Source organism: Alicyclobacillus hesperidum, from assembly GCF_900107035.1.
In the GTDB taxonomy this organism is placed as follows: Bacteria; Bacillota; Bacilli; order Alicyclobacillales; family Alicyclobacillaceae; genus Alicyclobacillus; species Alicyclobacillus hesperidum.
The window spans coordinates 62,634-88,446 of the sequence record NZ_FNOJ01000005.1 but is presented as its reverse complement, the minus strand read 5'-3'; the positions used below and the strand labels follow the sequence as shown (position 1 = coordinate 88,446).

The following is a 25,813-nucleotide window of genomic DNA, read 5'->3' as shown; positions in this document are numbered from 1 at the left end:
TGGATTTGTATGGACTACCTTTCCTTCGTACTCTATGCGTGAGTAGTTTGAAGGGGTGGTTCCTACGATGGACGGAGAAACTGCGGTGCGGGCTTATCAATTGGAAGATGGTCCGCGGGAACGTTTGCTGCGTTTGGGCGCATCTGCTTTGCGAATTGACGAATTACTGGCCTGCATTATGCAATCCGGTAACGGCAGGCAAAACGTCTATGCCATCGCACAGTCGGTAGTGGACCATTTGGGCGGGCTGGATGCACTTGCGGATATCGAAGTGGCGGAATTGTTACAAATTCCTGGAATTGGCCGAGCGAAAGCTGTGCAAATTGCGGCAGCTGTTGAGCTAGGGCGCAGAATTGCGCGTAAGCCAGCGACGGAGAAGAGACAAATTCGGACGGCGGACGATGCGGCCAAGTATGTTATGGACAGGATGCGGTATCTTAAAAAGGAACATTTTGTTACGCTTCTATTGGACACGCGGCACCACGTTTTGGCGGAAGATACGTCGTCCATCGGCAGTCTCGACGCCTCGATTGTGCACCCTCGGGAAATATTCCGACGTGCGGTGCGGTGTAGCGCCTCGGGAATTTTATGCGTGCACAACCATCCGAGTGGAGATCCGTCGCCGAGCCCAGAGGACATTGCGGTGACAAAGCGGTTGGTTGAAGCGGGAAGGTTGCTGGGGATTGACGTTTTGGATCATATTGTCATCGGAGATGGCAGGTATGTCAGCCTTCGTGCAGCAGGCTATTTGGATCACGGATGACTATTTGGATCAGGATGAGAGGAGTTTTGACCAGGAATGTTTTCCGTTCGCGATATGGGTGTCGACTTAGGGACAGCGAACACGCTGGTGTACGTAAAAGGGAGGGGCATCGTCGTTCGCGAGCCGTCTGTCGTCGCTATGCGTACCGACACCGGAGCCATCGAAGCCGTTGGTGCAGAGGCCAAGCAGATGATTGGGCGAACCCCTGGCAACATTGTTGCGGTAAGGCCCATGAAGGACGGCGTGATCGCAGACTTTCAAACGACGTCGACGATGCTCCGCCACTTCATTCGTCAAGCGATGAAAGCAAAGTCGAATTGGTCGGGGCGCCCAAGGGTGATGATCAGCGTTCCTTCGGGTATTACTGCCGTGGAACGGCGTGCCGTCGAAGATGCTGCGTTGGAAGCTGGAGCAAAGGATGCACAGGTTATTGAAGAACCCATGGCGGCTGCCATTGGCGCTGGGTTGCCAGTAGGGGAGCCAACCGGTTCGATGGTTGTCGACATCGGTGGCGGAACGACAGAAGTCGCCATCATCTCGCTCGGCGGAATCGTCACGGCGAGATCCATTCGCGTCGCTGGCGACGAAATGGACGAGGCAATCATTCAGTATGTCAAGAAGACATATAATTTAATGATTGGCGAACGGACGGCAGAAGAGTTAAAAATCCAAATTGGTGCTGCAGAAGATCTGGAGGTCGAGCGCACGCTCGATATTCGTGGACGCGATTTGCTCACCGGTTTGCCGCGAAACTTTACGATTTCTTCGCGGGAAATCAGCGAGGCCCTGTCCGATACAGTCGGCAGCATTGTGGAGGCTGTCAAGGTAACGCTTGAAAAATCGCCTCCGGAATTGGCTGCAGACATTATGGATCGTGGCATCGTGTTGACAGGCGGTGGCGCATTGTTGCGCAATCTCGATAAACGGCTCGCCAGGGAAACGGGGATGCCTGTCTTGGTGGCAGAGGAGCCGCTTGATTGCGTCGCGATCGGAACGGGCAAGGCCTTGGATAATTACGATGTTTACCGCAAGCGCACGGTGGCTTTGCGAAAGGCGCAGGGCAGAGGCTAAGATTCGAGGGGAAGAGGGATTCGGGTGTCCCGTTACCTTACCAGCCGCAGGCTGTTTTTGCTCCTTGGGAGCGTCATTGTACTAATGGTCATCGCGGGTCTGACGCTGGCGCAGAGTGGGCGTCGGGCCAGCTTCCCTGAGCGCGTTGTCATGGATGTAGAAAATACGGTGGCTGGATGGATTTATCGACCTGTCAGTAAGATTACCGGATTTTTTGCTGGTTTGGGCGACATGCGTAGCATGTACCAGGAGAATGCCCAGTTGAAGCATGAGATGCAAAAGTACCAGGCGTTGCGCGCTGAGTTGAGCGATGCCGAAGCGGAAAACCAGCGGCTTGCAACCATGCTCAACTTTTACAATCGAACAAAAAATACGTTGCATGAAATCCCGGCAGCGGTGGTAGGGCGCGAGCCGTCGGAGTGGAATTCGCAATTGACCATTAATGTTGGCACGGCCGATGGTGTTCAGCCGAATATGGCCGTGGTCGCTCCTGATGGCAGCTTGGTTGGTCGTGTAGACACGGTTGCTACGCACAGTGCGAAGGTCATTCTCATTACGGATACGCAGGTTGGAGATGGCGTCGCTGCTTTAGTGGAGGCGGCAAAAGCTCAACCCTTTGCTGTGGTCACAGGATCTGGCGCAAGTGCAGGAGAATTGGCGCTCGATTTTCTTGGCCAAATCGTGCAAATGCCAGCCTCTCAATTGATCGGGGATGAGGTCATCACCTCCGGGCTAAGCAACGTATTTCCACGAGGTCTCGTCATCGGCACGATTACAAAGGTTCAATACGGCGCCCACAACACGGTGAAGTCGGCAATCGTCGAACCGGCCGCACAAATGGACTACCTTCAGGACGTGTTTGTCGTGCGGCAATCGGGAAGTGCTACACCATGAGATGGGCCATTACGTTTATCACGTTGTGGCTGGGCTTGATTTTGGAAGCCACACTCTTTCAAATTCCACCGATGAATGCGATTCATCCCGACTTTGTGTTGGTCATTCTTGTTCTCGTTGCTTTGATGCGCGGATCGAACACGGCAGTCGTGATGGCGATTCTCATTGGCCTTATCGACGACATTTGTTACGGTTCGTTTATTGGTCTTAATGCGTTTGCGTTCGGTATTGTCGCGTATTTTGCGGCTGCGGTTTTTAGCCAATTTTTACAGCGGAACTTGGCGGTCACATTCTTTACCACAGTCGCCCTGACATTTTTACATACATGGGTGACTTACGGCCTCATGCGCTTGTTCCAAATGACGGCCGATCCGGCACATTACGCATTATCTGAGTCCTTGCAGACGATGATTGTCAACGGTGTACTCGTCCTCCTGCTATATCCTGCCTACGTCAAGTTGCTCCGCGACCGTCGCGGCGGCCGTTATGATGCCCGCGGCAGTGTGGATGCAAGTTGAGCTTACCTTTCTGGGGAATTGCTCGCCCAACTGTTTCTTTGCACATGAAGGAAAATCGATATCTGAACGCGAATAGTGCCTGTTGGGCGAGTGCCCACCCTGGAGGGAATTGTCGTTGATTGTCAACAGTGAAACGCTATCCGATGCGAAGCCTCCCGTCACGGTCAAAGGTACCCGCGACGGACTTCTTTTTCTACTAGATGAGCAAGCGGACATGGATCATCTATGCGAATATCTGCATTCCCTACTTTTCGGTGAAACGGCCAGCATCTTTGATGGCCCTGTGATCGAAGTGGTTGTCGATTACGGCAAGCGAGCGTTGACACCCGAAGAGGCATGGCGCATTCTTGGTCAATTTCAAGCGCGCGACAACTTCTTGATCAAATCATGGGGCGGGGGGACAGATGCGCGACAGTCGATGTTCCAACGTAAATCCTCGGCACGAGCGCAACATATTTACCATGGTCTCGTGCGGTCCGGCCAACCTCTTATGTTCGACGGAGATGTTGTGATTATTGGCGATGTCAATCCAAGTGGGCATGTCCAGGCGACCGGTGATATTTACGTGTTTGGCCGCTTGCTCGGCATTGCACATGCCGGAATGCACGGAGACACGACGGCGATTATTGCGGCAGCCGAATTCGCCCCTATGCAATTGCGGATTGCGGACGTCATAAGTCGTGCACCACAGCTCAAAGCTACGATGGAGTATGCGTACCTTATGGACAATCAGATGATGGTTGCCGAAATGAAGCAGTTCATGACGTGGAACAAAGCTCGACGCAGACACACGAATCAAGAACGAAGGTGATTGGCATGGGGTCGGTAATCGTAGTCACATCGGGCAAGGGCGGCGTCGGGAAAACGACGACCACGGCCAACATGTCGACGGCACTTGCCCTTCTCGGTAAAAAGGTTTGCATCGTCGACGCCGATATCGGCCTGCGCAATCTCGATGTCGTCATGGGATTAGAAAATCGGATTATTTATGACATTGTAGATGTCGCAAACGGTGATTGTCGATTAGAGCAAGCGTTGATTCGAGATAAGCGTTTTGAACACCTTACGCTGTTACCTGCGGCGCAGACAAAAGACAAACGAGCCCTTACCGAAGCCAAAATGGTGGACTTGGTGGGGCAATTAAAAGTCAATTATGACTATGTCGTGATCGACTGTCCCGCAGGCATCGAGGAAGGATTCAAGGTAGCGGTGGCTCCGGCTGATTCGGCTATCGTCGTCACGACGCCGGAGAACACTGCAGTCCGAGATGCGGATCGCGTCATAGGGCTGCTTGAGCGTGACAAGGTCGGAGACCCACGGCTCATTGTGAACCGAATTCGCCCTGATATGGTCAAGCGCGGCGAAATGCTCGATATCGACGAGATTGTTCAGATGTTGGGTTGTGACCTTTTAGGGGTCGTACCGGACGACGAAGCTGTCATTCGAAATGCGAATCGCGGTGAACCGATTGTTATTCAACCTAACACACCAGCATCTCTTGCATATCGAAACATAGCGCGCAGGATTTTGGGAGAATCAGTACCGCTTATGCAGTTGGAGGAGAAATCGGGTCTCTGGGGACGGGTTCGTAAGTTAATTGGAGGGCGTTGATGCAGGTCGTCATACTTGTCCTCCTTTGCACATAACCATGTGGTGTATGTGAGAGGAGGAACGCCTCATGGCGCGGGTGAAGCGAAAGTGGCCTTGGCAGAGCCCCAGCCGGCTCAAACATGAACATTGGGCGAATGGAGCTCTGCCCAGAGATGGGTCTGGGCCAGTTAAAACAGATGCCAGTGAGCCTGCTCCTAGGCGGTGGATCGTCGACGCGGATGAGGATAAAAGCCTACAGAAGCAACCGGTTTCGCCGCCAGTGTCACCATACGGATTTGCGGACGATGACGGAGGCATGCGCCAGGTGGAAAGTGAAATCTGGCGGCGCCCGCCGATGGGCAGTATGAAACAGAGTCGCGGACGGAGTTTTGTTCCGGCGACAGGTGCAGGTCCACGTGCGCGATTTGGCGCGAATTGGGCGTGGCAATTGCTTGGTGCCGTCGTCCTCGTGGCAGTTGGCTATACGATTCAACATGATCCGCGGATTCCCGCCTCGGTTGCTGCGCGGGCGGTAAGCGTGTTTGACACAGACTACACATCTTCCGTGCAACCCTCGATTGATCGCGTCTTCGCCAAGTTGCACCTGCGACCACCTTCACTCGAAGCGGTATCAGGGCCCATGCATGCTCCTGTCTTCGGCTCCATTGTGGCGGATTACGGTCCGGATCATCCAGAAGTGTGGATCGCAGGCGATGCTGGAGATGTCGTGCAGGCGGCGGCGTCGGGTACTGTGCTAACCGTGGTCAAAAGTTCCGGCTCTTATTTGATAAAAATCGATCACGGTGTGTTAGGTACCGCTGTGTATAGTGGTTTAGCAAGTGCAAGTGTACAACCGGACGAGTTTGTATCGGCCGGTGAAGCGATTGGTAGATTGCCGTCGACGCCAACACACCCTGTCTTTCGGTTTTCGCTCGTGAAGGATGGAAAATACGAAAACCCACATCAGTATATCTCGTTCCCAGGAGCCTCGTCATGACGGCTTTAGAGCGCTTGGAACGAGTGGTCGGGCGATGGTTTGGCGTATCGCGGGTGCGCGTGCACCCGCTTTTTGTCGCCTTACTCGTGGCTGCCTACTTTGTAGGCATGTTGAAGCAAGCCCTGTTGTTATTCATGTTTGTGTTTCTTCACGAATGCGGGCACGCCGTCGTCGCGAAACGGTTAGGTTATGAAATTGAGGAAGTTTCGCTTTTGCCCTTTGGCGGTGTCGCACAGCTGTCGTACGTCAGACTTGGGTTTTCCCCAAAGTCTGAAGCAATGGTCGCCATTGCCGGTCCAGCCGTAAATTTGCTTTGCGCGCTACTCGCACTCGTCCTATACACGGCAGGGGTAATCGATGGTCGGATTTACGGCGAAATCATCGGACTGAATGGTTGGATTGCTGTATTCAATTTACTGCCTGGTCTTCCGCTTGACGGTGGGCGTATTTATCGAGCTGTCCGATCTCGAGAGAAAGGGTATGAACCTGCGACCGAGGAGGCATACCGAATGTCGATTGCGCTCTCTGCTGTTCTTATGTTCGCCGGTGTGGCCGCATTGTTTGCCGGCAGGCCTCATATTGGAATGGTCGTTCTCGGTTTATTCTTGTTCGTAACAGCATGGCGCGGTCGGCGCGATTTGCGTCTCGAGACGATGCGCTTTCTGGATGCGAAGCGGCGGGATGTAGGGTCAACGATGCTTCGCACTCGTGCGCTGGCGGTGTCTGCGGCAATTCCCATTCGCGATGTGGTTGTGCGATTTTCACCGGATCGATATCATATCGTCTATATTTTGCACGAGGATGGTACCGTTGCGAGTCTTGTAGAAGAGCCAGAGCTGCTCGATGCAGTTTTTGAAGGTAGGTGGTTGGAACCGATAGCCAGCCTGCGGCTGTAATTTGCATTGCAAACACCTTTTCCTTGTGATAATATATTGCGGGTATAGCGCTACAACCGCATGGTTCCAGGTTGTTAAATGGGTTGCAGCCCATACCTGGAGCAGCGAGTCTGAGTGAAGGAGATTAATCATGTACGCAATTGTTGAAACGGGTGGAAAGCAATTTAAGGTTAGCCAGGGCGATACGATTGTCGTCGAAAAGCTGGAAGGCGAAGTCGGATCGACAGTCGTGCTGGACAAGGTGTTTCTCGTGCAGGACAACGGGCAAGTGAAAGTGGGTTCACCGCTGGTCGCTGGGGCAAAAGTGGTGGCCAAGGTCGTTGAGCATGGGCGCGGGAAGAAGATTATCGTCTTCAAGTACAAGGCTAAGAAAAACTACCACAAGAAGCAGGGTCATCGTCAACCGTATACGAAATTGACCATCGAATCGATTGAGGCGTAATGATTCGATTTGAGATTCTACAGCGTGGGCAGCAGGTTACAGGTTTTCGTGTTCAGGGGCACGCCGGATATGCGGAATCTGGAAACGACATTGTGTGTGCTGCTGTGAGCGTTTTGGTTTACAATGCCATCAATTCGTGTGAACGATTTGCTGGCACAACCTTGGATGTTTCTGACGCTGGGGACGTTCTTGAATGTCGTCTTCCGAGTCAGCCTTCCGAGGCAGTCAGGTTACTGATGAACAGTTTGTTTTACGGGATCGAGCAGATTGCGGAGCAATATCCTGAATTCGTGCGTTTACGTGCAGTTCAGGCAGAACGATGAAGAAAGGAATGGATGTCATGTTGTTGATGAATCTGCAACGTTTTGCTCATAAGAAGGGCGTATCGTCGACCCGCAACGGCCGCGACAGCATTTCTAAGCGCCTTGGTGTTAAAGAGCCCGATGGAAAAGTTGTAACAGCGGGTAGCATTCTCGTTCGCCAGCGGGGAACGAAGATCCATCCTGGTCATAACGTTGGCATCGGTAAGGACGACACGCTGTTTGCAAAAGTTGAAGGTTGCGTTCGCTTTGAGCGATTTGGACAAGGCAAGAAGCGCGTGAGTGTGTATCCAGTCGCTGCGGAAGTTGCAGCTCAGTAATTGGATGAGAGCAGAAGGGGCTGTCTCATGGGCGCAATGGCTACGGCGCCTGAGCCAGTCCCTTTTGTGTTGAAAAGGTGGCTATCAATGCCGAATGGTATGCAACAATCCAATCCGGCGGTCCAATTTCGGGCGCATCGGCATGACGTATTAAATGAATTACAACTCATTCGGGCGTATCTTCAGATGGAACGCCCGGCGCAGGCTGTCGCTGTAGTGGATCGTCTTTCAACCTGGTTGCAGTCCCTAACCACATGGCAGATTAACGCAGGTGCTTTCGGTGAACAATTGATGTGGACGGCAGCAGTCTGCCCGCATGTCCTTTTAGAGTCTTTCGCGTGTCACAAAGAGCCGGACGATGAGGCAGTGGAGCAATTTCGAAAGTGGTTACAAACGTGGAATGACGAACTTTCGATACACGGACAGCGAGGTAGAATGCGGGTTACTGTGGATGAGCATGGATTTCAAGTCGTTTGTTCAGGTGAGGGATGGGAACGGTTCGATGAATGGGTGCGCATCTACCCAGCCCTCAACTTTGTCGTCAATAGGTGGTGATAACGAGTGTTTTTTGATCATGCCAAAATTTATGTAAAAGGCGGCGATGGCGGGAACGGGATCGTCTCATATCGACGCGAGAAATATGTGCCGCTCGGTGGACCAGCCGGTGGTGATGGGGGGCGGGGCGGCGATGTCGTATTCGTTGTCGACGAAGGTTTGCGGACGCTCATCGATTTCCGCTATCAACGCCATTTTAAGGCAAAACCGGGCGAGCAGGGAGGCACCAAAAATAAACACGGTGCGGATGCCCCAGATATGGTGATCAAAGTTCCACCCGGAACGGTCGTACGCGATGCAGATTCCGGACAATTTCTCGGCGACCTGACGCAGCACGGAGATCGTCTTGTGGTTGCTCGGGGCGGCCGCGGGGGGCGTGGAAATGCGCGCTTTGCCACTGCTGTCAATAAAGCTCCTGATATGGCCGAGAAGGGTGAGCCAGGCGAAGAGCGCTGGTTAGAACTTGAGCTTCGTGTCTTGGCAGATGTCGGTCTTGTCGGTTTCCCATCTGTCGGGAAGTCCACATTGCTTGCGGCAGTGACGCGCGCGAGACCAAAGGTTGGCGCGTATCACTTTACGACGCTTAACCCCGAACTTGGTGTCGTCGAAACATCGGACGGCAGAGGATTCGTCATCGCCGACCTCCCGGGCCTTATCGAGGGCGCGCACGCGGGGCATGGCCTGGGACACGAATTTCTCCGCCATATTCAACGAACGCGCGTGATCGTTCACGTAATTGATGTCGCATCAGTGGATGGTCGCGATCCGGTTGCGGACTTCCGCATTATCGAAAGAGAATTAGCTGCGTACGACCCGGTGCTGGCTGAACGTCCACGCATCGTCGCGGCAAATAAGATGGATTTGCCAGGCGCCGCAGACGGGTTAGAGCGGTTTAGGCAAGCGTATCCGGAGCTTGAGGTGTTTCCCATCTCGGGCGCAACACATCAGGGTCTTGAGCCTCTCATTCGCAAGCTGGCTGACATGCTAGATGCCCTGCCACAAGAGATAGAACCGCAAACCATCACGGAGGACGAAGAGGAGCATAAAGTCTATCGGCTTGTGCGTAAGGAGCCATTCACAATTCGCCGTGAAGGCGGTGCATTCATTGTCGAAAGTGAAGAGCTTGAGAAACTTGTTAAAATGACAAATTTTCAGCAGTTCGATGCGGTGAAACGATTTCAGAGAATTCTCAAGCAACGCGGAGTCGACGACGCGTTGCGTGAGCGCGGTGCGAAGGACGGCGACAGTATTCGCATTGGAGATATGGTGTTTGACTTTGTGGACTGAAACCAGTCACTCGTTACCTAAAGAAATCCTGTGCGAACTGACGTCGATCGCGGTGGCAAGCCATCCCTACGAATGCGTGGGTCTTGTCGTTTGGCGGCGTCGGTATTGGACAGTGCCTCTTCCTGCGATAGCATCGCCGCGATCCGTCTTGGTCGATCCGGCGGTGCTCATTCCCACGCTCTATCTTTTAGATCACCATAGTGTGTGCATCGTTGCGTCTTTCCATAGCCATCCGAATGGATTAGAACGTCCTAGCAAATTGGATGACGGGTTTCGCTTGTACGGTGGATCGCATATTTTGCTCGTACGTGAACACGAATCGTTCACTCCGCGCACCTTCATTTGGTCTTCGTGATCTTCCCATCGTAAAACGTGATCAAACTCTGTGAAAATTTACATAATGATATGCGCCTGTATGGATAGAAAACAGGCGTTTTTTGTGTTGCCTAGAATTCTTAGTGCCAAAGGAGGAGTCGAGTCATGGAAGCTTTGACGACGGCCAGGATGGTGCAAGACGTTCTGGATGCAGCCATTGCATTGGGTGCCAGCGATGTTCATCTGAAGATGTACGAAGGACAGGTCACCGTTTCCTGCAGAGTTGATGGCACTGTGCGTCCGCTTATGTCGTTCTCGTACTTAGGTGAGGAGTTGCTGCGGAGGTTTAAAGCCTTGGCACGCATGGATGTGACCGTTCGGCAGTCCCCGCAGGAGGGTAGTTTTGTTTGGGAGTGGGCGAAGGGCAAGGTATTTATACGCCTGTCTGCCTTGCCCATTTACCGTGGAGAATCGGTTGTCATGCGGATCCTGATGGATCAAAGGGCTGCTTTACCGATGAGGAGTTTGGGATTTACGGACGCGCAGCTTCGCGAGATTGAACGTTGGTTGTGCCATAGAAGTGGTCTCATCGTCGTCTCTGGTCGCACAGGCGTCGGGAAAACCACGACGTTGTATAGTTTGATGAACGAATTGGCTAATCGTGGCCACCAGGTGTTTTCGTTAGAGGATCCGGTCGAAATGCCACTGCCGAATTGCAGACAGATTGAGATTCACGAGCGTTCGGGCTTGACCTTTCATGCCGCATTACGTTCGCTTTTGCGGCAAGACCCGGACGTGATGATGATTGGTGAAATTCGAGACGAAGAAACCGCGCACGCGGCCTGCCGAGCAGCTTTGAGCGGTCGCTTGGTGTTTGCCACGACGCATGCAAACAGCCTTCGTGGAACGATGATGCGCCTTATCGATTTTCGCGTACCGGAGGCTGTGGTTCGGGATGTGCTGGCTGGCGTGATCGTGCAGCATGCAGTTCTCTCAGATGAAGGGAAGGATCAACAACAGTACACCTTGGAGACACTACCGTCTCCCGTTGTTGGAGGTGCTCAACAGCAAGGTGAGTGGAACGGATTGGGTATTCTATGTGACGAGTCGTTGGCGAGGGTGGAGTGTCTGCCATTCGCTTCGAGTATGTAGTCAATTTTGGCGCACGTATTTTGCCCAACGAAGATGGCGTAGTATGCGTCGCCTGCACGCCACGCATGTTTGGCTGGAGTCTGTTGGCCAGATGCTAGGGTCTGGCCTCGACATTCGCCGAGCAGCCGTAGCGGCGATGGGCGAGGGCAAGGTCGGAAGGGAACTTGCCGCACGGACACTCGGTCGCGTGGAATCGGGGGCCAGTCTGACACCCGCCTTTCAGGACTTTTTGACTCCGGAACATTTGCTTATCTTGCGCGCATCGGAGCAGGCAGGAACATTTGCAGATGGCTTACTCTCTGTGGCGAAGCGCATTGATGAACAATTGGAGTGGAAACGAACGATATCGCGGTCGCTCGCTTATCCAAGCATCTTATTGATTAGTTGTTACGTTTTAGCGCTGTTCGTGCGATTTGAGGTCGACCCCATGCTCAGGCAACTGGTGGCGTCTTTAGCGGTTTCTCATGACCGCATGAACCCCATTCTGGCACTGGCAGCTAATTTGCCAGTCATGCTGATGGTTCTTTTGACGTGTAGCGCTGTCGGTTTGCTACTTATCTGGGCATTACAACGACGAACTTCGTTTGCACATCAACTACGCCTACCATTTCGCCTATGGATAGTCCGCCAGCGAAGTGAACGATTGGCTTACCAGTTATCGATTCAACTTGCCGCTGGAATCCCGTTGTTGGATGTGCTACAAGCGGAGAGTGAGCAGACGACGAAGCTTTATGCCCATGAGGCTGCACGGCTGCACCAAGCCTTGCTTCAAGGGCGTTCGCTTTCCGTAGCTTTACAAGATGCCTCCGGCCCCACTGCTTACGATCCGCTTTTACTCGAACTTGTACGCGTCGCGGAGGAAACGGGCGATATGGCGAGTTGCATGGCACGCGCTTGTGAACTGTTACGTCGCCAGATCATCAATCAACTGGACACCACTCGGCGCTATCTTGAGCCGTTGGTGACTTGCATCATGGGCCTCATCGTCGGAAGCGTTGTGTACAGCGTGTTTGGTCCAATGTATACGGCCATTGCGCAGTTGAGCTAGCCATTGAACAATGTGGGGGGATTGCGGTGCCGACGCACACGATTAGACGAATTCTAGATCTGAAAACGAAACAGGAAGGGTTTAGCTTAATTGAATTGATGATTGCTGTCGTCATCGTCGCCATCATGGTCGCTATGATTACTCCACAGTTGATGCATGCGTCCGCGCGGGCAGAGGCCACTGCCTGTTCCGGGAACGTGCGGACGATCTCTGCGGCACTAGCCGAGTATCAGCTTTTACATCAGTCCCTGCCGGCAGGAAATTCTGCACAACAAATTCAGGCTTTAGTGGGAGATGGTTTGCTTTCAAATGACGCATTACAGGGTAACTATGTGATTCAGGATACAGATACCAACAATATCAATGTGAGCTGTTCCGCAAATGGGAACAGCGCGGAGAATGAGTAATGGTCCCAGTCAAACAGCACTCGCCCTTCAGGCATGACGCGGCTGCTTTTACGCTGTTTGAGATGATGGTAGCCGTTGCGCTCATGAGCGTAGGTATCTTGTTTGCGGCTGGGGCAGGAATCGGCATGATTCGTGGCAGCGAGCTGGATGTGGGAGCCTATCAGCTACTCGAACAGATGAGAATGGTACAGACCTTAGCCGCGACGAGCGGGACATTTGCAACTGTGTGGCTCGATCCGTACGACACGCGGTACCACCTTACGCACGGGGTTGTCACGATCGAACAGGACGAATTTCCCCCTGGTATCCACTATGTTGACGGCTACCTTGCGTTTCCTGTTCACGAAATATCTTACGACAATCTTGGTGACGCCCAGGCGGCGGGTGTCATTCGCATGACCGATGGTCCGGATGAACGAGATATCCATCTGTATATGGGATCCGGGTTACAAGCAGCGGGGTGGATCGATTCATGAACGTATGGGAGAGCCTTATCGCGACCTTCGTGTTGGCTTGTGTGCTGCCTTTATCTGCAATGGCCGAGAAGAATATCTTAAACGCTTACGCGATGGCTCGCGAACTGCAAGGAGCGGAAATGGTCTACAGCGCGATCGCGGAATTGACGCTAAGCGGCCAAGCGGCGCCAACAAGCGTTGAGGAGGGAGGGATGCGCTATCAAGTGGTTCAGATTTCCTATGAGGCACCGAGTCAGGCGGGGTGTAGCACTGGTTACCAAGTTGAAATCGACGCAGGAAATGGTCCCCTTGTTGCCAGCCAAATACCCAGATGCGATACTAGCCTTTTCTCTCATTGAAACTATGATTGGCTTCAGTATCGGAACACTAGCAGTGACTCTGGCAAGCGCGCTGTTTTTTCAGGTCCATATGTTTCTTCATAAACAGGAGGAACTGGTGGAAGACATGGCAGCTGTCGATGGTATCCATCGTGTGCTCACGCAGGATATTCACGCTGCCACTACGTGTTCGACGCTCGGATCAAACTTGTTGCTCGACGAACTCAATGGAACGCAATACACGTATTACGTAAATCGCGAACACGAATTGATTCGCTATCGGACAGGCGGGGGTACTGCCGTCCTTGCTCTTCATGTGCAATCGCTTCAGATGAAAATGGAAGGAGGGGGGATCCTTGCGTGCCAATTGACTTTGACGTCAGGAGAAAGAGATTGGTTTGTGGCTCGAATGAGTGGCACATGATGCAAAGCGGAAAAATGAATTGTGAGTCGGGGGCGGTTCTGGTCTACGTGCTGACCATTGTAATAGCCCTAAGTGTTCTGTTGTCGGCCCTCGTGTATACGGGGCGGATCGCATGGATGAGCCAGGCAAGGCAACTCCAGTTTGTTCAGTGCAATGTGGTTGGGCGAAGTATTGCGTTGACCGTACTGCAGGCTCTCCAAGCGGGGCAAAAACTTCCCAGTGCTGAATCCTGGACGATAGCGGGCGACCACGTTACCATGGAATGTATGGTCGATGGGCGTAACGTATCTACACAAATTGAGATTGTGAACGGGGCTGTTTCCGATACAATTTCGTTTGTCTATGATACAATCGCTCGTACAACACGAGCGTGGCAGGACAATGGTCCTGAACTGACGGAGTGATCATCATGCAGCGTTTAGCCTTGATTGGCTTCATGGCTAGTGGTAAGTCGACGGTTGGTGAGGTTGTCGCGACACGATTGGACGTGCCGTTTGTCGATCTCGATCGCTATGTCGAAACCAAAACGGGAATGACAATCCCAGACATTTTTGTGACACTGGGTGAACAACGATTTCGCGCTATAGAATCAGAAGCACTTCGTGCCATTGGACGAGACATGCAGTGTGTCGTTTTGGCAACAGGGGGGGGCGCCATCGTCCATCCGGCAAACAGGGAACTGTTGAAGGCGTCGTTTACGACCGTGTATCTACGCGCCAAGCCCGAAACGATTCTCGACCGTCTAAAGAATGCCGCCACACAGCGTCCGTTGCTTCAAGTGGGTGGCGATCCAGTTCAACGCGTGCGCGATTTGCTGATGCAACGTCAGTCGTGGTACGAGGATGTAGCGTCGTGGATTGTCGATGTCGACCATGGAAGTGTTGAGGAAATTGCGCAGTCCGTAATTGAAACGGCTATAGGGGAGTAGGTGGCGAATTGCATGCGGCACATTGAAAGTCTCTTTCCCAAGCAGTTTTCCGGACATGACACAGGATACGACGTCGCGTACTTCCGCAGGCAGATACCCGAACTCCATGAATTAAACGTTTCCGATGCATTCATTCACCGCCATCGCGCTGCACTGCTCGAGTATCTGCGGCAGTCATCCATATGTCGGGCATGCCGAGGTTTTGCCACATGTGCAAAGCACGGGGACATGAAGGGTTTTGTCCAAGTTCTCGAACCGAGTACTGCAGGGGTTTCGTTTGGCGTTCGCCGTTGCCAGCCATTTCATGAATTCATGGCGAAGGCCAAGGTCGATCGGTTCGCGCGCGTGGCTGGCGTGACAGAAGTGGACGACTCATTTCAATTTTCCAATTATCCATTGGAACAAGCTAAGCGTTATCCAAACGTAATCAAGTATGCCCGGGAATTTGCGCGCGACTTTCAGCCGTCAGCTGCTGGTGATAAGCCTGGGTTGTATATCTTTGGCCCACCTGGCGTCGGTAAGACCCATCTCATGTTTGCTGTCTTTCATCAGTTGCGTGAACGGGGTGTACCATCGTTAATTGTCCGCTCCGACTCGCTTTTTGATCACATGCGCCACCTGATTGCAGATGGGCAAGATCTTGAGCCCTTTCTCGAGGCACTGTCGACCGTCCCGGTGCTTGGAATTGACGAATTCGCCCAGGAACGAGCAAACGATTTTAGTATGGAGAAGCTATTCCGCGTCATCAATCATCGCTTCCATGCAAAGTTGTCGACTTGGTTCACGAGCAACTATAGTCCTCCTGACGCATACCGAAAAGGGGCAGACGACATCCATGATGCGGTGGCTCCTTTGCGATCGCGCGTGATGAATATGGCAATTCTTGTGAAAATGGATGGGCCAGATGCCCGTCAACGCCATCTGAAAACCCTGGTATGATACATCCGACTCGCTTTATGTATGTGTCCGCAGCGGGAGTCCGATGAGAGCTATCTGTGCAACCTCCATTTCGACTCGGGGCGTGCTTTTCTCAATTAGGGCCTGCCGTTTTTTGACATGCTCTCGCTGTAGCAGGTCGCGCTCCTCGGGAGGGTAATCCGCTTCGATGCTCCGATAATAGGCGTCGAGTTGGGCGAGATCGTCCGCCAGACGAAGGCGGGCTTCTTCTGCCCAGGCCAAGTCACCTTGCTCCACAAGACGCGAGAGATATGTCGTCACAGCATCTGCTGCTTCCAGCAATGAGTGTTTGGCTTGGCCAACGATGATTTGAGGAGAGGTGCCCGTCATCTCCAAATGTGCAATTTTGTTGTAAAACGATTCGACGATTTGCAAGTTCAAGAGGCAGACACCAATGGACCACCAGGTTTCGCTTACAGAGTCGGTCACGTATCGCGTAAGGCCATTCGTCATCAGCCAAGGGATGAGTTGCGTATGGGGGTGTTCGCTGTATGGCGTGACACAAACCGTTTGTCCGCGCCGACGTGCACTTTCCAGTATTTTGTCCAGACGAAAGCTACCGAGATCGACGAGTTCGGTCTGCTTAGGCTTGCGAAACAAGATATCCAATCCGCTTAGGGGTTGCGCTTCGGCCAGGGACTGCTGGTGTAACTGGGCAAGGTGTTCATCTTCTCGCAACTTTGCCTCTTGGTCAAAGGCGAGCCGGAGTGTGGTGGGTTCAACGGTTTGATTTGTCTTTTCCACCCACATCCAATAAAAAGGACGATCTGTCAACTCTTTATCGACATCGATCGGCAGCACGAATTCGCGATACATTGGCCGTTTGCAAATGACATCTGCCCCGACCGCGGCAAAGTATCGATCACAAAACGCCAGACGCTCGTCACTTGTCCGCAATGGGTGGCCGTTTGTCAATGGGTTCACCGTCCCTTTCGCACTGACATGTCTCTTGGGTCAAGCGCCCGCAGTTTCGTTGCGAGTTCTTCGTGTGACGAACTTGTCATGGTTGCTTCAAAGACCCGTTTTTCCCATGCATCTAATCGAGTATCACTTACAATATCGTCTAGCGTCCCAATCACGCTTTCAAACATGCGAACCTTTTCATATAAAATTTGCACGATATGTTGTTCAATCGTGTCGCGTGTCGCAAGATTGAAAACATGGCACTCTTCGGATTGTCCAAGACGATGTATACGGCCAATCCGTTGCTCAAGGCGCATAGGATTCCACGGCAAGTCGTAGTTGATCATATAGTGGCAAAACTGAAGGTTAATTCCCTCCCCTCCTGACTCAGTTGCGACGAGAACGCGGACTTTGCGGGAAAATAGCTCGGTCATCCAGTCCTTTTTGCCGCGTTTAAAACCCCCGCGAAAAGGCACCGCCGAAATACCGCGTTTCTTCAGCATGTACATGATGAAGTCTTGGGTTGCGCGGTACTCTGTGAAAATAATGCACTTGTCGTCAAACTCATCGACGAGTTCTAGGACTTTGCGAATCTTGGTGTATTCAGGTATCGCGGTACCCATTTCAATCAGTTTCTGCAGGCGCTCCTGACGGATCGGGTGGCTTGTTTTTTTCAGCATCTTCTCCAGAGAGATCAGTGCAGCATATGACGAGCTGCAAATTTCACGCTGCAAGGTAAGCAGTGGCAACATCGAGGCATGCATCGACAGCCTTGCTTGATATTCGTCCCTTAAAAATTGCTGAACTTCTTCGTAGAAAGACCTTTCCTCAGCCGAGAGATCGAGATCCACAACCTGCACGTGGCGTTTCGGTAGGCGCGTTCCGCCGTCCTGACGGCGATTGCGAATCATGATATCGGCAATGGTCTCGCGCAGTTTGTCAGGATCCTTGGCGGTTCGCTTGTCCGCGACGTATTGTACAGAGAACTGATTGGCGCTACCTAAATGTCCAGGTTTCAGAAGTGTAACGAGCGTATGAAGTTCCTTAAGTTGATTCTGCATCGGTGTCGCCGTAAGCAACAACAAATACTTATTCGGAATTTGGTTTGCCATCTGCCAGTTTTTCGTCTTCTGATTCTTCAGCTTATGAGCCTCGTCAATGATCACGATGTCCCACGATTGTCGCAACACAATGTCTCGATGGGGTGGGCGTTTCGCAGTGTCCAAGGATCCGACGACGATGTCTTCCTGTTCCCAGGTCCACTCGTTGCGTTGCGGGATTGCGTTGATCCGAAACTTGTCATTCAATTCTTTGGTCCACTGGAGAACCAACGAAGCTGGTACGAGGATTAAAGCTTTTTTGACGAGGCCACGCAATAAGTACTCCTTTAAGATAAGGCCAGCCTCAATCGTCTTGCCAAGCCCCACTTCGTCGGCCAAGATGGCGCGTCCACGCAACTCTCGAACTACCCGTTTGGCGGTTTCAATTTGGTGTGGTAGGGGCGCAAAGCCACGCACGTGTTCCAGTGCCAATAAGTCTTCAAAAGTTGGCGCCATATTCGCCTGTGTCGCAATGGCCGCCAGTTGGAACAACTCCCAGTGTCGGTGGTCGTAGCTTTGGCCAAGATGGAGCATTGCATTGAGTTCCTGTGCAAGCGACAGGCCCGTCCACTGGATCGGCACACTGGTCGAATTCGGCCGAGCGAACGAGTTGCGCCAATCTGCTTGCAACATCGTAGGCACAGGGATCCCCTCCTGGTTGCTTGTTTCTCTCTTATTGCGTCATGTAGTATGTGACAAGTGGTGTGTATTCTTTCACAAATGCGCTACAGTTGATGCGAAACATATTTGCGTCAACACGCGGGCTGGCTGTGTGGCCATCATCGCTTCGGATACCTTCGCAAAGGTAGGGATAGCAATGGGAAAGCGAACGTCGCTATATGATGCCCATTTGCAGTTGGGCGCAAAAGTGATCGATTTTCACGGCTTCGAGATGCCTGTTCAGTATCGCGGCATTCGCGAGGAGCATGCGTCGGTTCGTTCGGCTGTCGGCATCTTCGATGTATCGCATATGGGCGAGATCGAAGTGAAGGGTGAGGACGCTCGGCGTTTTCTCCAGTACATCGTGACCAATGATGTCGAACGCCTGCGGGTAGGGCGTGCTATGTACACTTTGATGGTTGATGAAACTGGCGGCGTGATCGATGATTTACTCGTGTATCAACTGGCTGAGGATAGCTATTGGCTCGTCGTCAATGCTAGTCGTATCGCAGAGGATGACGCCTGGATTCGCGCGCATGCAGATGGATACGAAGTGACGGTGAAGGATCGATCGGACGAGGTGGCGCTTGTTGCCATTCAGGGGCCTGAGGCCGCAACGCTGCTACAATCCGTCGCCGATGTCGACGTGACCGAATTGCGACCGTTTTCATTTGTGCGTACAGAGCTATATGGCAATCCAAGTATCATATCGCGCACGGGGTACACGGGTGAAGATGGTTTTGAAGTCTATGCCAGTCCAACTGCGGTAGAGCGCCTATTTGCCAGCTTGATCGATCACGGTGCACTTCCGTGTGGACTGGGTGCCCGTGACACACTGCGGCTTGAAGCGTGTTTGCCCTTATACGGCAATGAGTTAAATCGCGACGTCACACCGCTGGAAGTGGGGTTGCAGGCGTTTGTAAAGCTCGACAAAGGACCCTTCATTGGTCGCGATGCGCTCGTACGCCAACGTGAGGCTGGCGTTTCACGCAAATTGGTCGGACTCCAAATGGATGACCGTGCAATTGCCCGCGCCGGCTATCCCGTGTGGCATGGGGAGAAGATGGTGGGACAGGTCACTTCGGGTACGCTTTCGCCGACATTAGGGGTGCCCATCGCGCTTGCCCTTGTCGATGCCAACTATGCTGAAGTCGGCCAACAGCTCGCTGTGGAGATTCGCAGCAGGCGCCATGGAGCACATGTAGTGCAAACACCGTTTTACAAACGGCTGCGAGGCAATCGTCCCTCGTAACACCTGGTTGTACATCTGGGAAGAGAGGAGTTTGTGTCTTGAATCGATTCGGGTATATTCCTCACACGCGAGAGGATCGCGAGGAAATGCTTGCTGCACTTGGCCTAGACAGCACGGAGGCGCTGTTTGCCGACATTCCAGATTCGCTTCGCTTGCAGCAGCCGCTTGCGATTCCGCCGGCGATGTCAGAACTGGCGCTGGCGCGGCATCTTGAGCGCTTGGCAGGGCGCAATCAGCACTTGGGTGAATTGGTCAGTTTCCTTGGGGCAGGTGCGTACGAACATTATCAGCCGAGTGTCGTCGACGCCATAGTCAGTCGATCTGAATTCTACACCTCGTATACACCATACCAACCGGAGATGAGTCAAGGATTGCTCCAGGCAATCTTTGAATATCAAACGATGATCGCCGAATGGACAGGCATGGATTTGGCGAATGCAAGCATGTACGATGGCCCAACCGCGTTTGCGGAAGCGGGTTTGGTGGCATGCGCTCACACGCGGCGCAATCGCCTGTTGATTGCGGATAACGTCCATCCCGAATATCGTCGTGTGCTGGAGACATACGCATCCGGACAAGGTGTTGAAGTTCTTTATTTGCCGGCTGATGGTGGACAAATCGAGATGGCGACATATGAAGGCCTTTGTGACGAGACTGTGGCTGGTGTCATGATTCAATATCCAAACTTCTTCGGCGTCGTCGAAGACGTGCGGTCGATTGCCGAAAAGGCGCACGGTGCTGGTGCACTCCTAATCGTCAACACGTACCCTATCGCCCTTGGACTATTGGAGGCTCCAGGCAACTTGGGAGCCGACATTGTCGTCGCAGAAGGACAGTCCCTGGGTAACAGCTTGGCCTATGGCGGCCCGTATCTCGGGATTATGGCTGTGAAGGCACCCTTGATGCGCCGTATTCCAGGGCGCGTCGTTGGGCAAACGACAGACGCTGACGGGCGACGCGGCTTTGTCTTGACGTTGCAGGCGCGCGAACAGCATATTCGCAGAGAAAAGGCGACGTCCAATATTTGCTCCAATCAATCGCTGTGCGCACTTGCGGCCACCGTGTTTATGTCGTACATGGGCAAGGCGGGCATGCAGGAACTTGCACAACAAAATTTTCATAAGGCCCATTACTTGCGAGATCGCCTGCTTGCGATCGATGGTGTAAAACCCGTGTTTTCGACGCCGTTCTTCAACGAGTTTGCTCTACAGTTGCCAAAGTCTGTCGCGGACGTACAGGTTGCGATGCTGGAGGCTGGATATCTGTTTGGTTACGATTTGTCGCAGGATTATCCGCAATATGGGAATAGCGTGTTGCTTACAGTGACAGAGATGCGTACTCGCGAAGAAATGGACGAAATGGTGCAAAGATTAAAGGAGGTGCTCGCGTCGTGACCATTCAGCGCGATGGGCAGGAGCCGTTAATTTTTGAATGGAGCCGTCCGGGTCGGCGTGCTTACACACTCCCTGATCTTGATGTACCAGAAAGTGGAGCAGAAGAGCTTGCCCCGTTTTTGCGTAGTGAGCCAGCCAACTTGCCCGAAGTCAGCGAGTTGGATGTCGTGCGCCACTACACGGCCTTGTCGCAAAAAAATCATGGCGTGGACAGCGGCTTTTATCCGCTTGGCTCCTGTACGATGAAATATAATCCAAAGCGCAATGAGCGAGCGGCACGCCTGGATGGCTTCGCTCGCATCCATCCGCTTGCGCCAACTCAAACGGTGCAAGGGGCGCTTCAGTTGATGTACGAGTTGCAGAACGACCTTGCGGCTATCACAGGTATGGATGCTGTGAGTTTACAGCCTGCAGCAGGGGCACACGGCGAGTGGACCGGCCTGATGATGATTCGCGAGTATCATCGTCGCCGTGGTGACGTGGGTCGCGATAAGGTCATCGTGCCGGACTCTGCGCATGGTACCAACCCGGCGAGCGTCAGTATGGCAGGTTTGCGCGTGATCACGGTTCCCTCGCGGGCGGATGGACGTGTCGATCTCGACGTTTTGCGCAGGACGGTTGGCCCTGATACCGCCGCCTTGATGCTCACCAATCCGAGCACTTTGGGCCTGTTTGAGTCGGATATCTTGGAAATTGCGAACATCGTTCACGAGGCTGGCGGTTTGTTGTACTACGACGGTGCCAATATGAACGCCATTTTGGGATATGCTCGGCCGGGGGACATGGGGTTTGATGTGGTTCACCTGAATCTGCATAAAACCTTCTCGACACCGCATGGGGGTGGGGGCCCGGGAGCAGGGCCTGTTGGTGTGAAGCAGTTCTTGGAACCCTACTTGCCAAAACCCGTGATTGTTCGATACAACAACCGTTACGATTGGAACTGGGATCGTCCTTTGTCCATCGGTAAGGTCAAAGGCTTTTTCGGCAACTTTGGGATCTTGGTGCGCGCGTACGCGTATATACGAACGCTTGGACCGGACGGGCTCAAGATGGTTTCCGAGTCGGCGGTGCTCGCGGCAAATTATTTGCTCAGCCAATTGTCCGACGTCTATGAAGCGCCTTTTGCTGGTCCGTGTAAGCATGAATTTGTGTTATCAGGTGCGCGTCAAAAGCAGCAAGGCGTGCGCACCTTAGATCTCGCCAAGCGGCTTATTGATTTCGGCATTCATCCGCCGACCATTTACTTCCCTCTTATTGTCGACGAGTGTTTGATGATCGAGCCGACAGAGTGTGAAAGCAAAGAGACGCTCGACCAATTTATTGCGGCCATGCGCCAGGTCGCAGAGGAGGCGGCGACCGATCCGGAGTTGGTGAAGTCCGCGCCTCACCGAACGATTGTCGGCCGCCTCGACGAGGTGACGGCAGCGCGCTCACCGGTGTTGCGATATCAGTTCCATCGCGGATCCGCCGTCTAAGTGAGGTGTTTCGTTGACGCCTAGGATGTCAAAGCCATTCGCGCGCGCTCGCAGCCGAGTGATGCTCGTGTTCGCGATGGGCGGATGGCTATGTCCTAACCAATTGAGAATGGATCGAATGACACCGCCGTGGGTTGCGATGAGAACGCGACCTTCGGCGTGTCGCTTCGCAATGTCTTGTAGGCACTGTGTAACGCGAGCCTGCAACGCTTCTGGTGGTTCGCGATCCGGCGCACCATTGGGAAACCTGCGGTCGCTTTCTTGTCGCAGCAAGCCTTCGGCTTGGCCAAATCGATGTTCGCGCAAGCAAGCGAGCGGGGTAATCGGAGCGCCCACCGCATCGGCGACAATGCGCGCGGTATCCAGCGCCCTCGTTAAATCGCTTGCGTAAATATGTGCAAATGAGATAGACCTAAGGCATTGCGCCAGTTGGGATGCCTGTTGCCGCCCTCTAGCATTGAGCGGAACGTCGGTCCATCCTTGAACGCGGCCCTCGGCATTCCAATCGGTCTCGCCGTGGCGAACGAGCCAGATTTCCATGAGCTTTCCTCCTTCGCGAGACCAGTATAGCAAGGTTTTGTAGGCCTGTGATACAATGATGGCGGTTTTCGCGCTGGAAGGGTTGGGACACAAGGGAGGATACGCCAATGACGGAGCCATATCTGCTGCTGGTGAACGGACCAAACCTAAATCGTCTTGGGGTCCGCAAACCGGAAACCTACGGCAGCCGGACCTTGGCGGATGTCGTGCAAATGGTTCGCGATACGGCGGCATCATACGGCTATGGCGTTGTCGATAAACAGTCGAACCACGAGGGTGAACTGATCGATTTTCTGCAGTCCTATGGCCCAAACGCCCACGGAATTATCATCAATCCAGGAGCGTTTGGGCACTATAGCTACGCCTTGCGGGACTGCTTGGAGGATATCGATCGCCCAACCATCGAAGTGCATATCTCGAACGTGCATCGACGGGAGGCGTTTCGACACCATCTCGTGTTGAGCGATGTGGTCCGCGGCCAGGTTGTTGGCCTGGGGACAGAAGGGTATCGCTACGCGACGCTCGCTCTTTGTCAGCCGAGGCCGTGATTTTGCCTATTGATGTGGAGGTTACCAACATATGATCTCAAGTAATGATTTTCGGACGGGTACCACAATTGAATACGACGGAGCCATTTGGCGCGTGATCGAATTTATGCACGTGAAACCCGGTAAGGGCGCGGCTTTTGTACGCACCAAGTTGAAAAACGTCAAAACGGGTGCCGTCAAGGAACAGACGTTCCGGGCTGGTGAAAAGGTGCCGCGTGCTCACATCGAGACGCGTGAGATGCAGTATCTCTACAACGATGGTGAGAATTACACCTTCATGGATACGGAGACGTATGAGCAAATCAACATCAGCCGGGCGCAGCTCGAGTATGAACTCAACTTTTTGAAAGAGAACATGAATTGCTACATTGTCCTGTATCAAGGAGAGACCATCGGCATTGACTTGCCGAACACCGTTGAGCTGGAAGTCGTCGAGACGGAGCCTGGTATTCGCGGTGATACGGCGACGGGGGGAAGTAAACCGGCAACCGTCGAAACGGGATATACACTACAAGTTCCGTTCTTTGTGAACGTTGGCGATAGGTTGATCATCGACACGCGTTCAGGCGAATATGTATCACGTGCGTAATCGAAAGGTGATAAGCCGCATGCAGGAGGCACGGGTCTCCTCATGCGGCTCTTTTGTTTGTCTTTATATTGTTGCCCAGCACAGACATGCTTACAGGATCCCGCGCATATGTACAGGCAAAGGAGGCATGTTTACATGTTTGGCAACTTGGGTGATATCGAAAAATGGGTCTATCCGATGGCCGCTCTGCGTTTCTTGTCCGGTCTTTGCGAGTTGACCGGTTGTTTCGCCATGCTCTGGTATGGCACGGTCGGACGTGCTCTGCAAGTGAATGGGCTGCTGGCCTTGGTGGGGCCTGTCATTCTCGTTTCCGTGACTGCGCTCGGGCTGACCGGGCTTGCGGGCGAGGTGAGACTGTGGCGCATGGCCCTCGTCGTGATTGGAGTGGGTTTGGTTTTATATGGCTCGCGTCCTTGAATCACCTCGCGGCAAGCAGGTCTGACGGTCATGCTTTCTTTTTGAGCAAGCTGAAAACGAGCGCCATCAACAAGACGAAAATAATCAGAAACACGACAATCCATCGGATCATGATTGAGACATCCACGGCGCTACCTCCCCAACCTTCTCCCTTCAGTCAATGCAAGTGAGCGGTAAACCGTTCGTGTTTCCGGCGATTGTTCGCATATGCTTGTACCCCTGTCCATATATATTGCAGTAGATGGGAGGTGGACAACGATGTCGATCCCGCCGCCATTCCGACCTCAGGAAACGGATGGCTGGAATCAGGCCCTTGCTGTGCTTCCGGTCGATCTTCAGCGCTTACTCCTTGCCCTCGACGACACCATTTTGGCTGAGCTTGAGGAAGTTCGCCTGCGGATTGGCCAGCCAATCGAATTACGGTTTGGAGTAAATAGTCAATACCTGAAACAAGGCGGTGGACTCACGCTGATGCCGCCAGCCGCTGCCGTGCTGTCGCAAGCCGCTCTCGAGCACGTCATGCAGCAAGTTACACAGTTTTCTCTGTACGCGGTCGAAGAGGAGTTGCGCAAGGGGTTCATTACGTTGCCTGGAGGCCATCGCATCGGCGTTGCCGGTCGTATCGTCACGGATGGCGGACACATTCGCTCCATTCGCAGCATCTCATCGCTCAATATTCGCATCGCCCGCGCCCATCCAGGGATGGCGACACCCCTGCGGCCGTGGTTGGCGGATCGCGGAGATGGGCACCCGTTGTCGACCCTGGTGATTTCACCACCGCAGTGTGGAAAAACGACGTTGGTTCGCGACATAGCTCGCCAGTGGAGCGAAAATCTTGTCACACGGCGCAGGTCTCCCAGCAAAGTCGTCATCATCGACGAACGTTCAGAAATTGCAGGCATGTTCGAAGGGCGTCCACAGTTTGCCCTCGGTCCGCGGACCGACGTCTTGGACGGGTGCCCGAAAGCAGAAGGCCTACTCATGGCGATTCGCAGCCTCTCGCCCGATATTGTCGTCACCGACGAAATTGGCAAGCACGGAGACGTCGAGGCCATACTCGAGGCGGCCAATGCGGGGGTTGCGGTCATCACTACCGCTCACGCCTCGTCGCTGGCAAGCTGGCGCAGACGACCACACATGGAAGAACTGTTTCAGGCGCACGCGTTTGCACGCTACATCATACTCAGCCGGCGGCGCGGCCCCGGCACAATCGAGTGCGTGCTGGACGGAGACGGCCGTTCGTTGACTTGAGGGGGCG

Annotated in this window: 33 protein-coding genes and 1 other annotated feature; of the genes, 30 read left to right on the top strand and 3 right to left on the bottom strand. The window is 53.3% G+C overall.

Annotation, left to right across the window (positions count from 1 at the left end; translation table 11 throughout):
- The first annotated feature begins 67 nt into the window (after positions 1–67).
- The 23 genes from radC (at position 68) to zapE (ending at position 15,659) form a co-directional block, all read left to right on the top strand.
- On the top strand, positions 68–763 hold the full coding sequence (gene radC / locus BLU70_RS05500) for a RadC family protein (protein WP_074692560.1): 696 nt from the start codon (positions 68–70) through the stop codon (positions 761–763).
- 36 nt (positions 764–799) lie between these two features.
- Complete coding sequence (locus BLU70_RS05495) at positions 800–1,834, top strand: rod shape-determining protein (protein WP_040289252.1); 1,035 nt, start codon at positions 800–802, stop codon at positions 1,832–1,834.
- Positions 1,835–1,858: 24 nt separating this feature from the next.
- A complete protein-coding gene (gene mreC / locus BLU70_RS05490; RefSeq protein ID WP_040289250.1) occupies positions 1,859–2,728 on the top strand; it encodes a rod shape-determining protein MreC in 870 nt (289 codons plus the stop codon).
- On the top strand, positions 2,725–3,246 hold the full coding sequence (mreD, locus tag BLU70_RS05485; RefSeq protein ID WP_006446689.1) for a rod shape-determining protein MreD: 522 nt from the start codon (positions 2,725–2,727) through the stop codon (positions 3,244–3,246). The genes mreC and mreD overlap by 4 nt, the downstream gene beginning before the upstream one ends.
- A 115-nt stretch (positions 3,247–3,361) precedes the next feature.
- Entirely contained in the window at positions 3,362–4,057 is a 696-nt protein-coding gene (locus BLU70_RS05480; protein ID WP_040289248.1) for a septum site-determining protein MinC, read from the top strand.
- 5 nt (positions 4,058–4,062) lie between these two features.
- On the top strand, positions 4,063–4,857 hold the full coding sequence (minD, locus tag BLU70_RS05475) for a septum site-determining protein MinD (protein ID WP_040289247.1): 795 nt from the start codon (positions 4,063–4,065) through the stop codon (positions 4,855–4,857).
- 67 nt (positions 4,858–4,924) lie between these two features.
- A complete protein-coding gene (locus BLU70_RS05470) occupies positions 4,925–5,833 on the top strand; it encodes a M23 family metallopeptidase (RefSeq protein WP_006446686.1) in 909 nt (302 codons plus the stop codon).
- Positions 5,830–6,729: a M50 family metallopeptidase gene (locus BLU70_RS05465; protein ID WP_006446685.1), complete on the top strand. Its 900-nt coding sequence runs from the start codon at positions 5,830–5,832 to the stop codon at positions 6,727–6,729. Before BLU70_RS05470 ends, BLU70_RS05465 begins: the two co-directional genes overlap by 4 nt.
- 44 nt (positions 6,730–6,773) lie before the next feature.
- Positions 6,774–6,851 (top strand) — a sequence feature (ribosomal protein L21 leader region).
- Positions 6,852–6,859: 8 nt separating this feature from the next.
- The gene (gene rplU / locus BLU70_RS05460; RefSeq protein ID WP_006446684.1) at positions 6,860–7,171 is read left to right on the top strand and encodes a 50S ribosomal protein L21; all 312 of its coding nucleotides are present in this window, start codon (positions 6,860–6,862) and stop codon (positions 7,169–7,171) included.
- Positions 7,171–7,494, top strand: coding sequence for a ribosomal-processing cysteine protease Prp (locus tag BLU70_RS05455; RefSeq protein ID WP_074692557.1), 324 nt, complete (start codon positions 7,171–7,173; stop codon positions 7,492–7,494). The genes rplU and BLU70_RS05455 overlap by 1 nt, the downstream gene beginning before the upstream one ends.
- 17 nt (positions 7,495–7,511) lie before the next feature.
- Positions 7,512–7,811, top strand: coding sequence for a 50S ribosomal protein L27 (rpmA, locus tag BLU70_RS05450; protein WP_040289316.1), 300 nt, complete (start codon positions 7,512–7,514; stop codon positions 7,809–7,811).
- Positions 7,812–7,898: 87 nt separating this feature from the next.
- Entirely contained in the window at positions 7,899–8,366 is a 468-nt protein-coding gene (locus BLU70_RS05445; RefSeq protein ID WP_006446681.1) for a Spo0B domain-containing protein, read from the top strand.
- Between the two features lie 6 nt (positions 8,367–8,372).
- Positions 8,373–9,653, top strand: coding sequence for a GTPase ObgE (obgE, locus tag BLU70_RS05440; protein ID WP_006446680.1), 1,281 nt, complete (start codon positions 8,373–8,375; stop codon positions 9,651–9,653).
- Entirely contained in the window at positions 9,637–10,008 is a 372-nt protein-coding gene (locus tag BLU70_RS05435; RefSeq protein ID WP_052012277.1) for a Mov34/MPN/PAD-1 family protein, read from the top strand. Before obgE ends, BLU70_RS05435 begins: the two co-directional genes overlap by 17 nt.
- 125 nt (positions 10,009–10,133) lie before the next feature.
- Positions 10,134–11,120 (top strand): ATPase, T2SS/T4P/T4SS family, encoded by a 987-nt coding sequence (locus tag BLU70_RS05430; RefSeq protein ID WP_006446678.1) that lies wholly within the window; start codon positions 10,134–10,136, stop codon positions 11,118–11,120.
- A gap of 43 nt (positions 11,121–11,163) precedes the next feature.
- A complete protein-coding gene (locus BLU70_RS05425; RefSeq protein ID WP_074692554.1) occupies positions 11,164–12,168 on the top strand; it encodes a type II secretion system F family protein in 1,005 nt (334 codons plus the stop codon).
- Positions 12,169–12,194: 26 nt separating this feature from the next.
- On the top strand, positions 12,195–12,575 hold the full coding sequence (locus BLU70_RS05420) for a type II secretion system protein (protein ID WP_074692553.1): 381 nt from the start codon (positions 12,195–12,197) through the stop codon (positions 12,573–12,575).
- Complete coding sequence (locus BLU70_RS05415; RefSeq protein ID WP_074692550.1) at positions 12,575–13,051, top strand: pilus assembly FimT family protein; 477 nt, start codon at positions 12,575–12,577, stop codon at positions 13,049–13,051. The genes BLU70_RS05420 and BLU70_RS05415 overlap by 1 nt, the downstream gene beginning before the upstream one ends.
- Positions 13,048–13,389, top strand: coding sequence for a hypothetical protein (locus BLU70_RS05410; protein WP_040289246.1), 342 nt, complete (start codon positions 13,048–13,050; stop codon positions 13,387–13,389). The genes BLU70_RS05415 and BLU70_RS05410 overlap by 4 nt, the downstream gene beginning before the upstream one ends.
- Before the next feature lie 97 nt (positions 13,390–13,486).
- Entirely contained in the window at positions 13,487–13,792 is a 306-nt protein-coding gene (locus BLU70_RS05405; RefSeq protein WP_040289245.1) for a hypothetical protein, read from the top strand.
- Complete coding sequence (locus BLU70_RS05400) at positions 13,792–14,196, top strand: hypothetical protein (RefSeq protein WP_143027486.1); 405 nt, start codon at positions 13,792–13,794, stop codon at positions 14,194–14,196. Before BLU70_RS05405 ends, BLU70_RS05400 begins: the two co-directional genes overlap by 1 nt.
- A gap of 5 nt (positions 14,197–14,201) precedes the next feature.
- A complete protein-coding gene (locus tag BLU70_RS05395; protein ID WP_074692545.1) occupies positions 14,202–14,720 on the top strand; it encodes a shikimate kinase in 519 nt (172 codons plus the stop codon).
- Positions 14,721–14,732: 12 nt separating this feature from the next.
- Complete coding sequence (zapE, locus tag BLU70_RS05390) at positions 14,733–15,659, top strand: AFG1/ZapE family ATPase (RefSeq protein ID WP_074692541.1); 927 nt, start codon at positions 14,733–14,735, stop codon at positions 15,657–15,659.
- A gap of 15 nt (positions 15,660–15,674) precedes the next feature.
- Here zapE and BLU70_RS05385 read toward each other — a convergent pair whose 3' ends face one another.
- Both BLU70_RS05385 and BLU70_RS05380 read right to left on the bottom strand, forming a co-directional pair.
- The gene (locus tag BLU70_RS05385) at positions 15,675–16,592 is read right to left on the bottom strand and encodes a YqhG family protein (protein ID WP_074692635.1); all 918 of its coding nucleotides are present in this window, start codon (positions 16,590–16,592) and stop codon (positions 15,675–15,677) included.
- Between the two features lie 5 nt (positions 16,593–16,597).
- Positions 16,598–18,313 carry a DEAD/DEAH box helicase gene (locus tag BLU70_RS05380; protein ID WP_040289310.1) on the bottom strand — a complete coding sequence of 572 codons (1,716 nt, stop codon included), beginning with the start codon at positions 18,311–18,313 and terminating at the stop codon, positions 16,598–16,600.
- 184 nt (positions 18,314–18,497) lie between these two features.
- Here BLU70_RS05380 and gcvT point away from each other — a divergent pair, with 184 nt between their 5' ends.
- The 3 genes from gcvT to gcvPB are packed head-to-tail and all read left to right on the top strand — an operon-like array spanning position 18,498 to position 22,461.
- A complete protein-coding gene (gene gcvT / locus BLU70_RS05375; protein ID WP_074692538.1) occupies positions 18,498–19,592 on the top strand; it encodes a glycine cleavage system aminomethyltransferase GcvT in 1,095 nt (364 codons plus the stop codon).
- Positions 19,593–19,630: 38 nt separating this feature from the next.
- Entirely contained in the window at positions 19,631–20,986 is a 1,356-nt protein-coding gene (gene gcvPA, locus BLU70_RS05370; protein ID WP_006446666.1) for an aminomethyl-transferring glycine dehydrogenase subunit GcvPA, read from the top strand.
- On the top strand, positions 20,983–22,461 hold the full coding sequence (gene gcvPB, locus BLU70_RS05365) for an aminomethyl-transferring glycine dehydrogenase subunit GcvPB (RefSeq protein WP_074692535.1): 1,479 nt from the start codon (positions 20,983–20,985) through the stop codon (positions 22,459–22,461). The genes gcvPA and gcvPB overlap by 4 nt, the downstream gene beginning before the upstream one ends.
- Here gcvPB and BLU70_RS05360 read toward each other — a convergent pair.
- The gene (locus BLU70_RS05360; RefSeq protein WP_040289240.1) at positions 22,417–23,001 is read right to left on the bottom strand and encodes a histidine phosphatase family protein; all 585 of its coding nucleotides are present in this window, start codon (positions 22,999–23,001) and stop codon (positions 22,417–22,419) included. The two genes, gcvPB and BLU70_RS05360, sit on opposite strands and share 45 nt — an antisense overlap.
- A gap of 107 nt (positions 23,002–23,108) precedes the next feature.
- On the opposite strand from BLU70_RS05360, the gene BLU70_RS05355 reads away from it, so the two are divergent.
- From BLU70_RS05355 to spoIIIAA, 4 genes are all read left to right on the top strand, one after another.
- Entirely contained in the window at positions 23,109–23,549 is a 441-nt protein-coding gene (locus BLU70_RS05355) for a type II 3-dehydroquinate dehydratase (RefSeq protein WP_040289239.1), read from the top strand.
- A gap of 31 nt (positions 23,550–23,580) precedes the next feature.
- Positions 23,581–24,138 (top strand): elongation factor P, encoded by a 558-nt coding sequence (gene efp, locus BLU70_RS05350; protein ID WP_006446662.1) that lies wholly within the window; start codon positions 23,581–23,583, stop codon positions 24,136–24,138.
- A 135-nt stretch (positions 24,139–24,273) separates the two neighbouring features.
- On the top strand, positions 24,274–24,555 hold the full coding sequence (locus tag BLU70_RS05345) for a YqhV family protein (protein WP_006446661.1): 282 nt from the start codon (positions 24,274–24,276) through the stop codon (positions 24,553–24,555).
- Positions 24,556–24,813: 258 nt separating this feature from the next.
- Positions 24,814–25,806, top strand: a complete 993-nt coding sequence (spoIIIAA, locus tag BLU70_RS05340) for a stage III sporulation protein AA (RefSeq protein WP_074692532.1) — start codon at positions 24,814–24,816, stop codon at positions 25,804–25,806.
- Positions 25,807–25,813 lie beyond the last annotated feature (7 nt).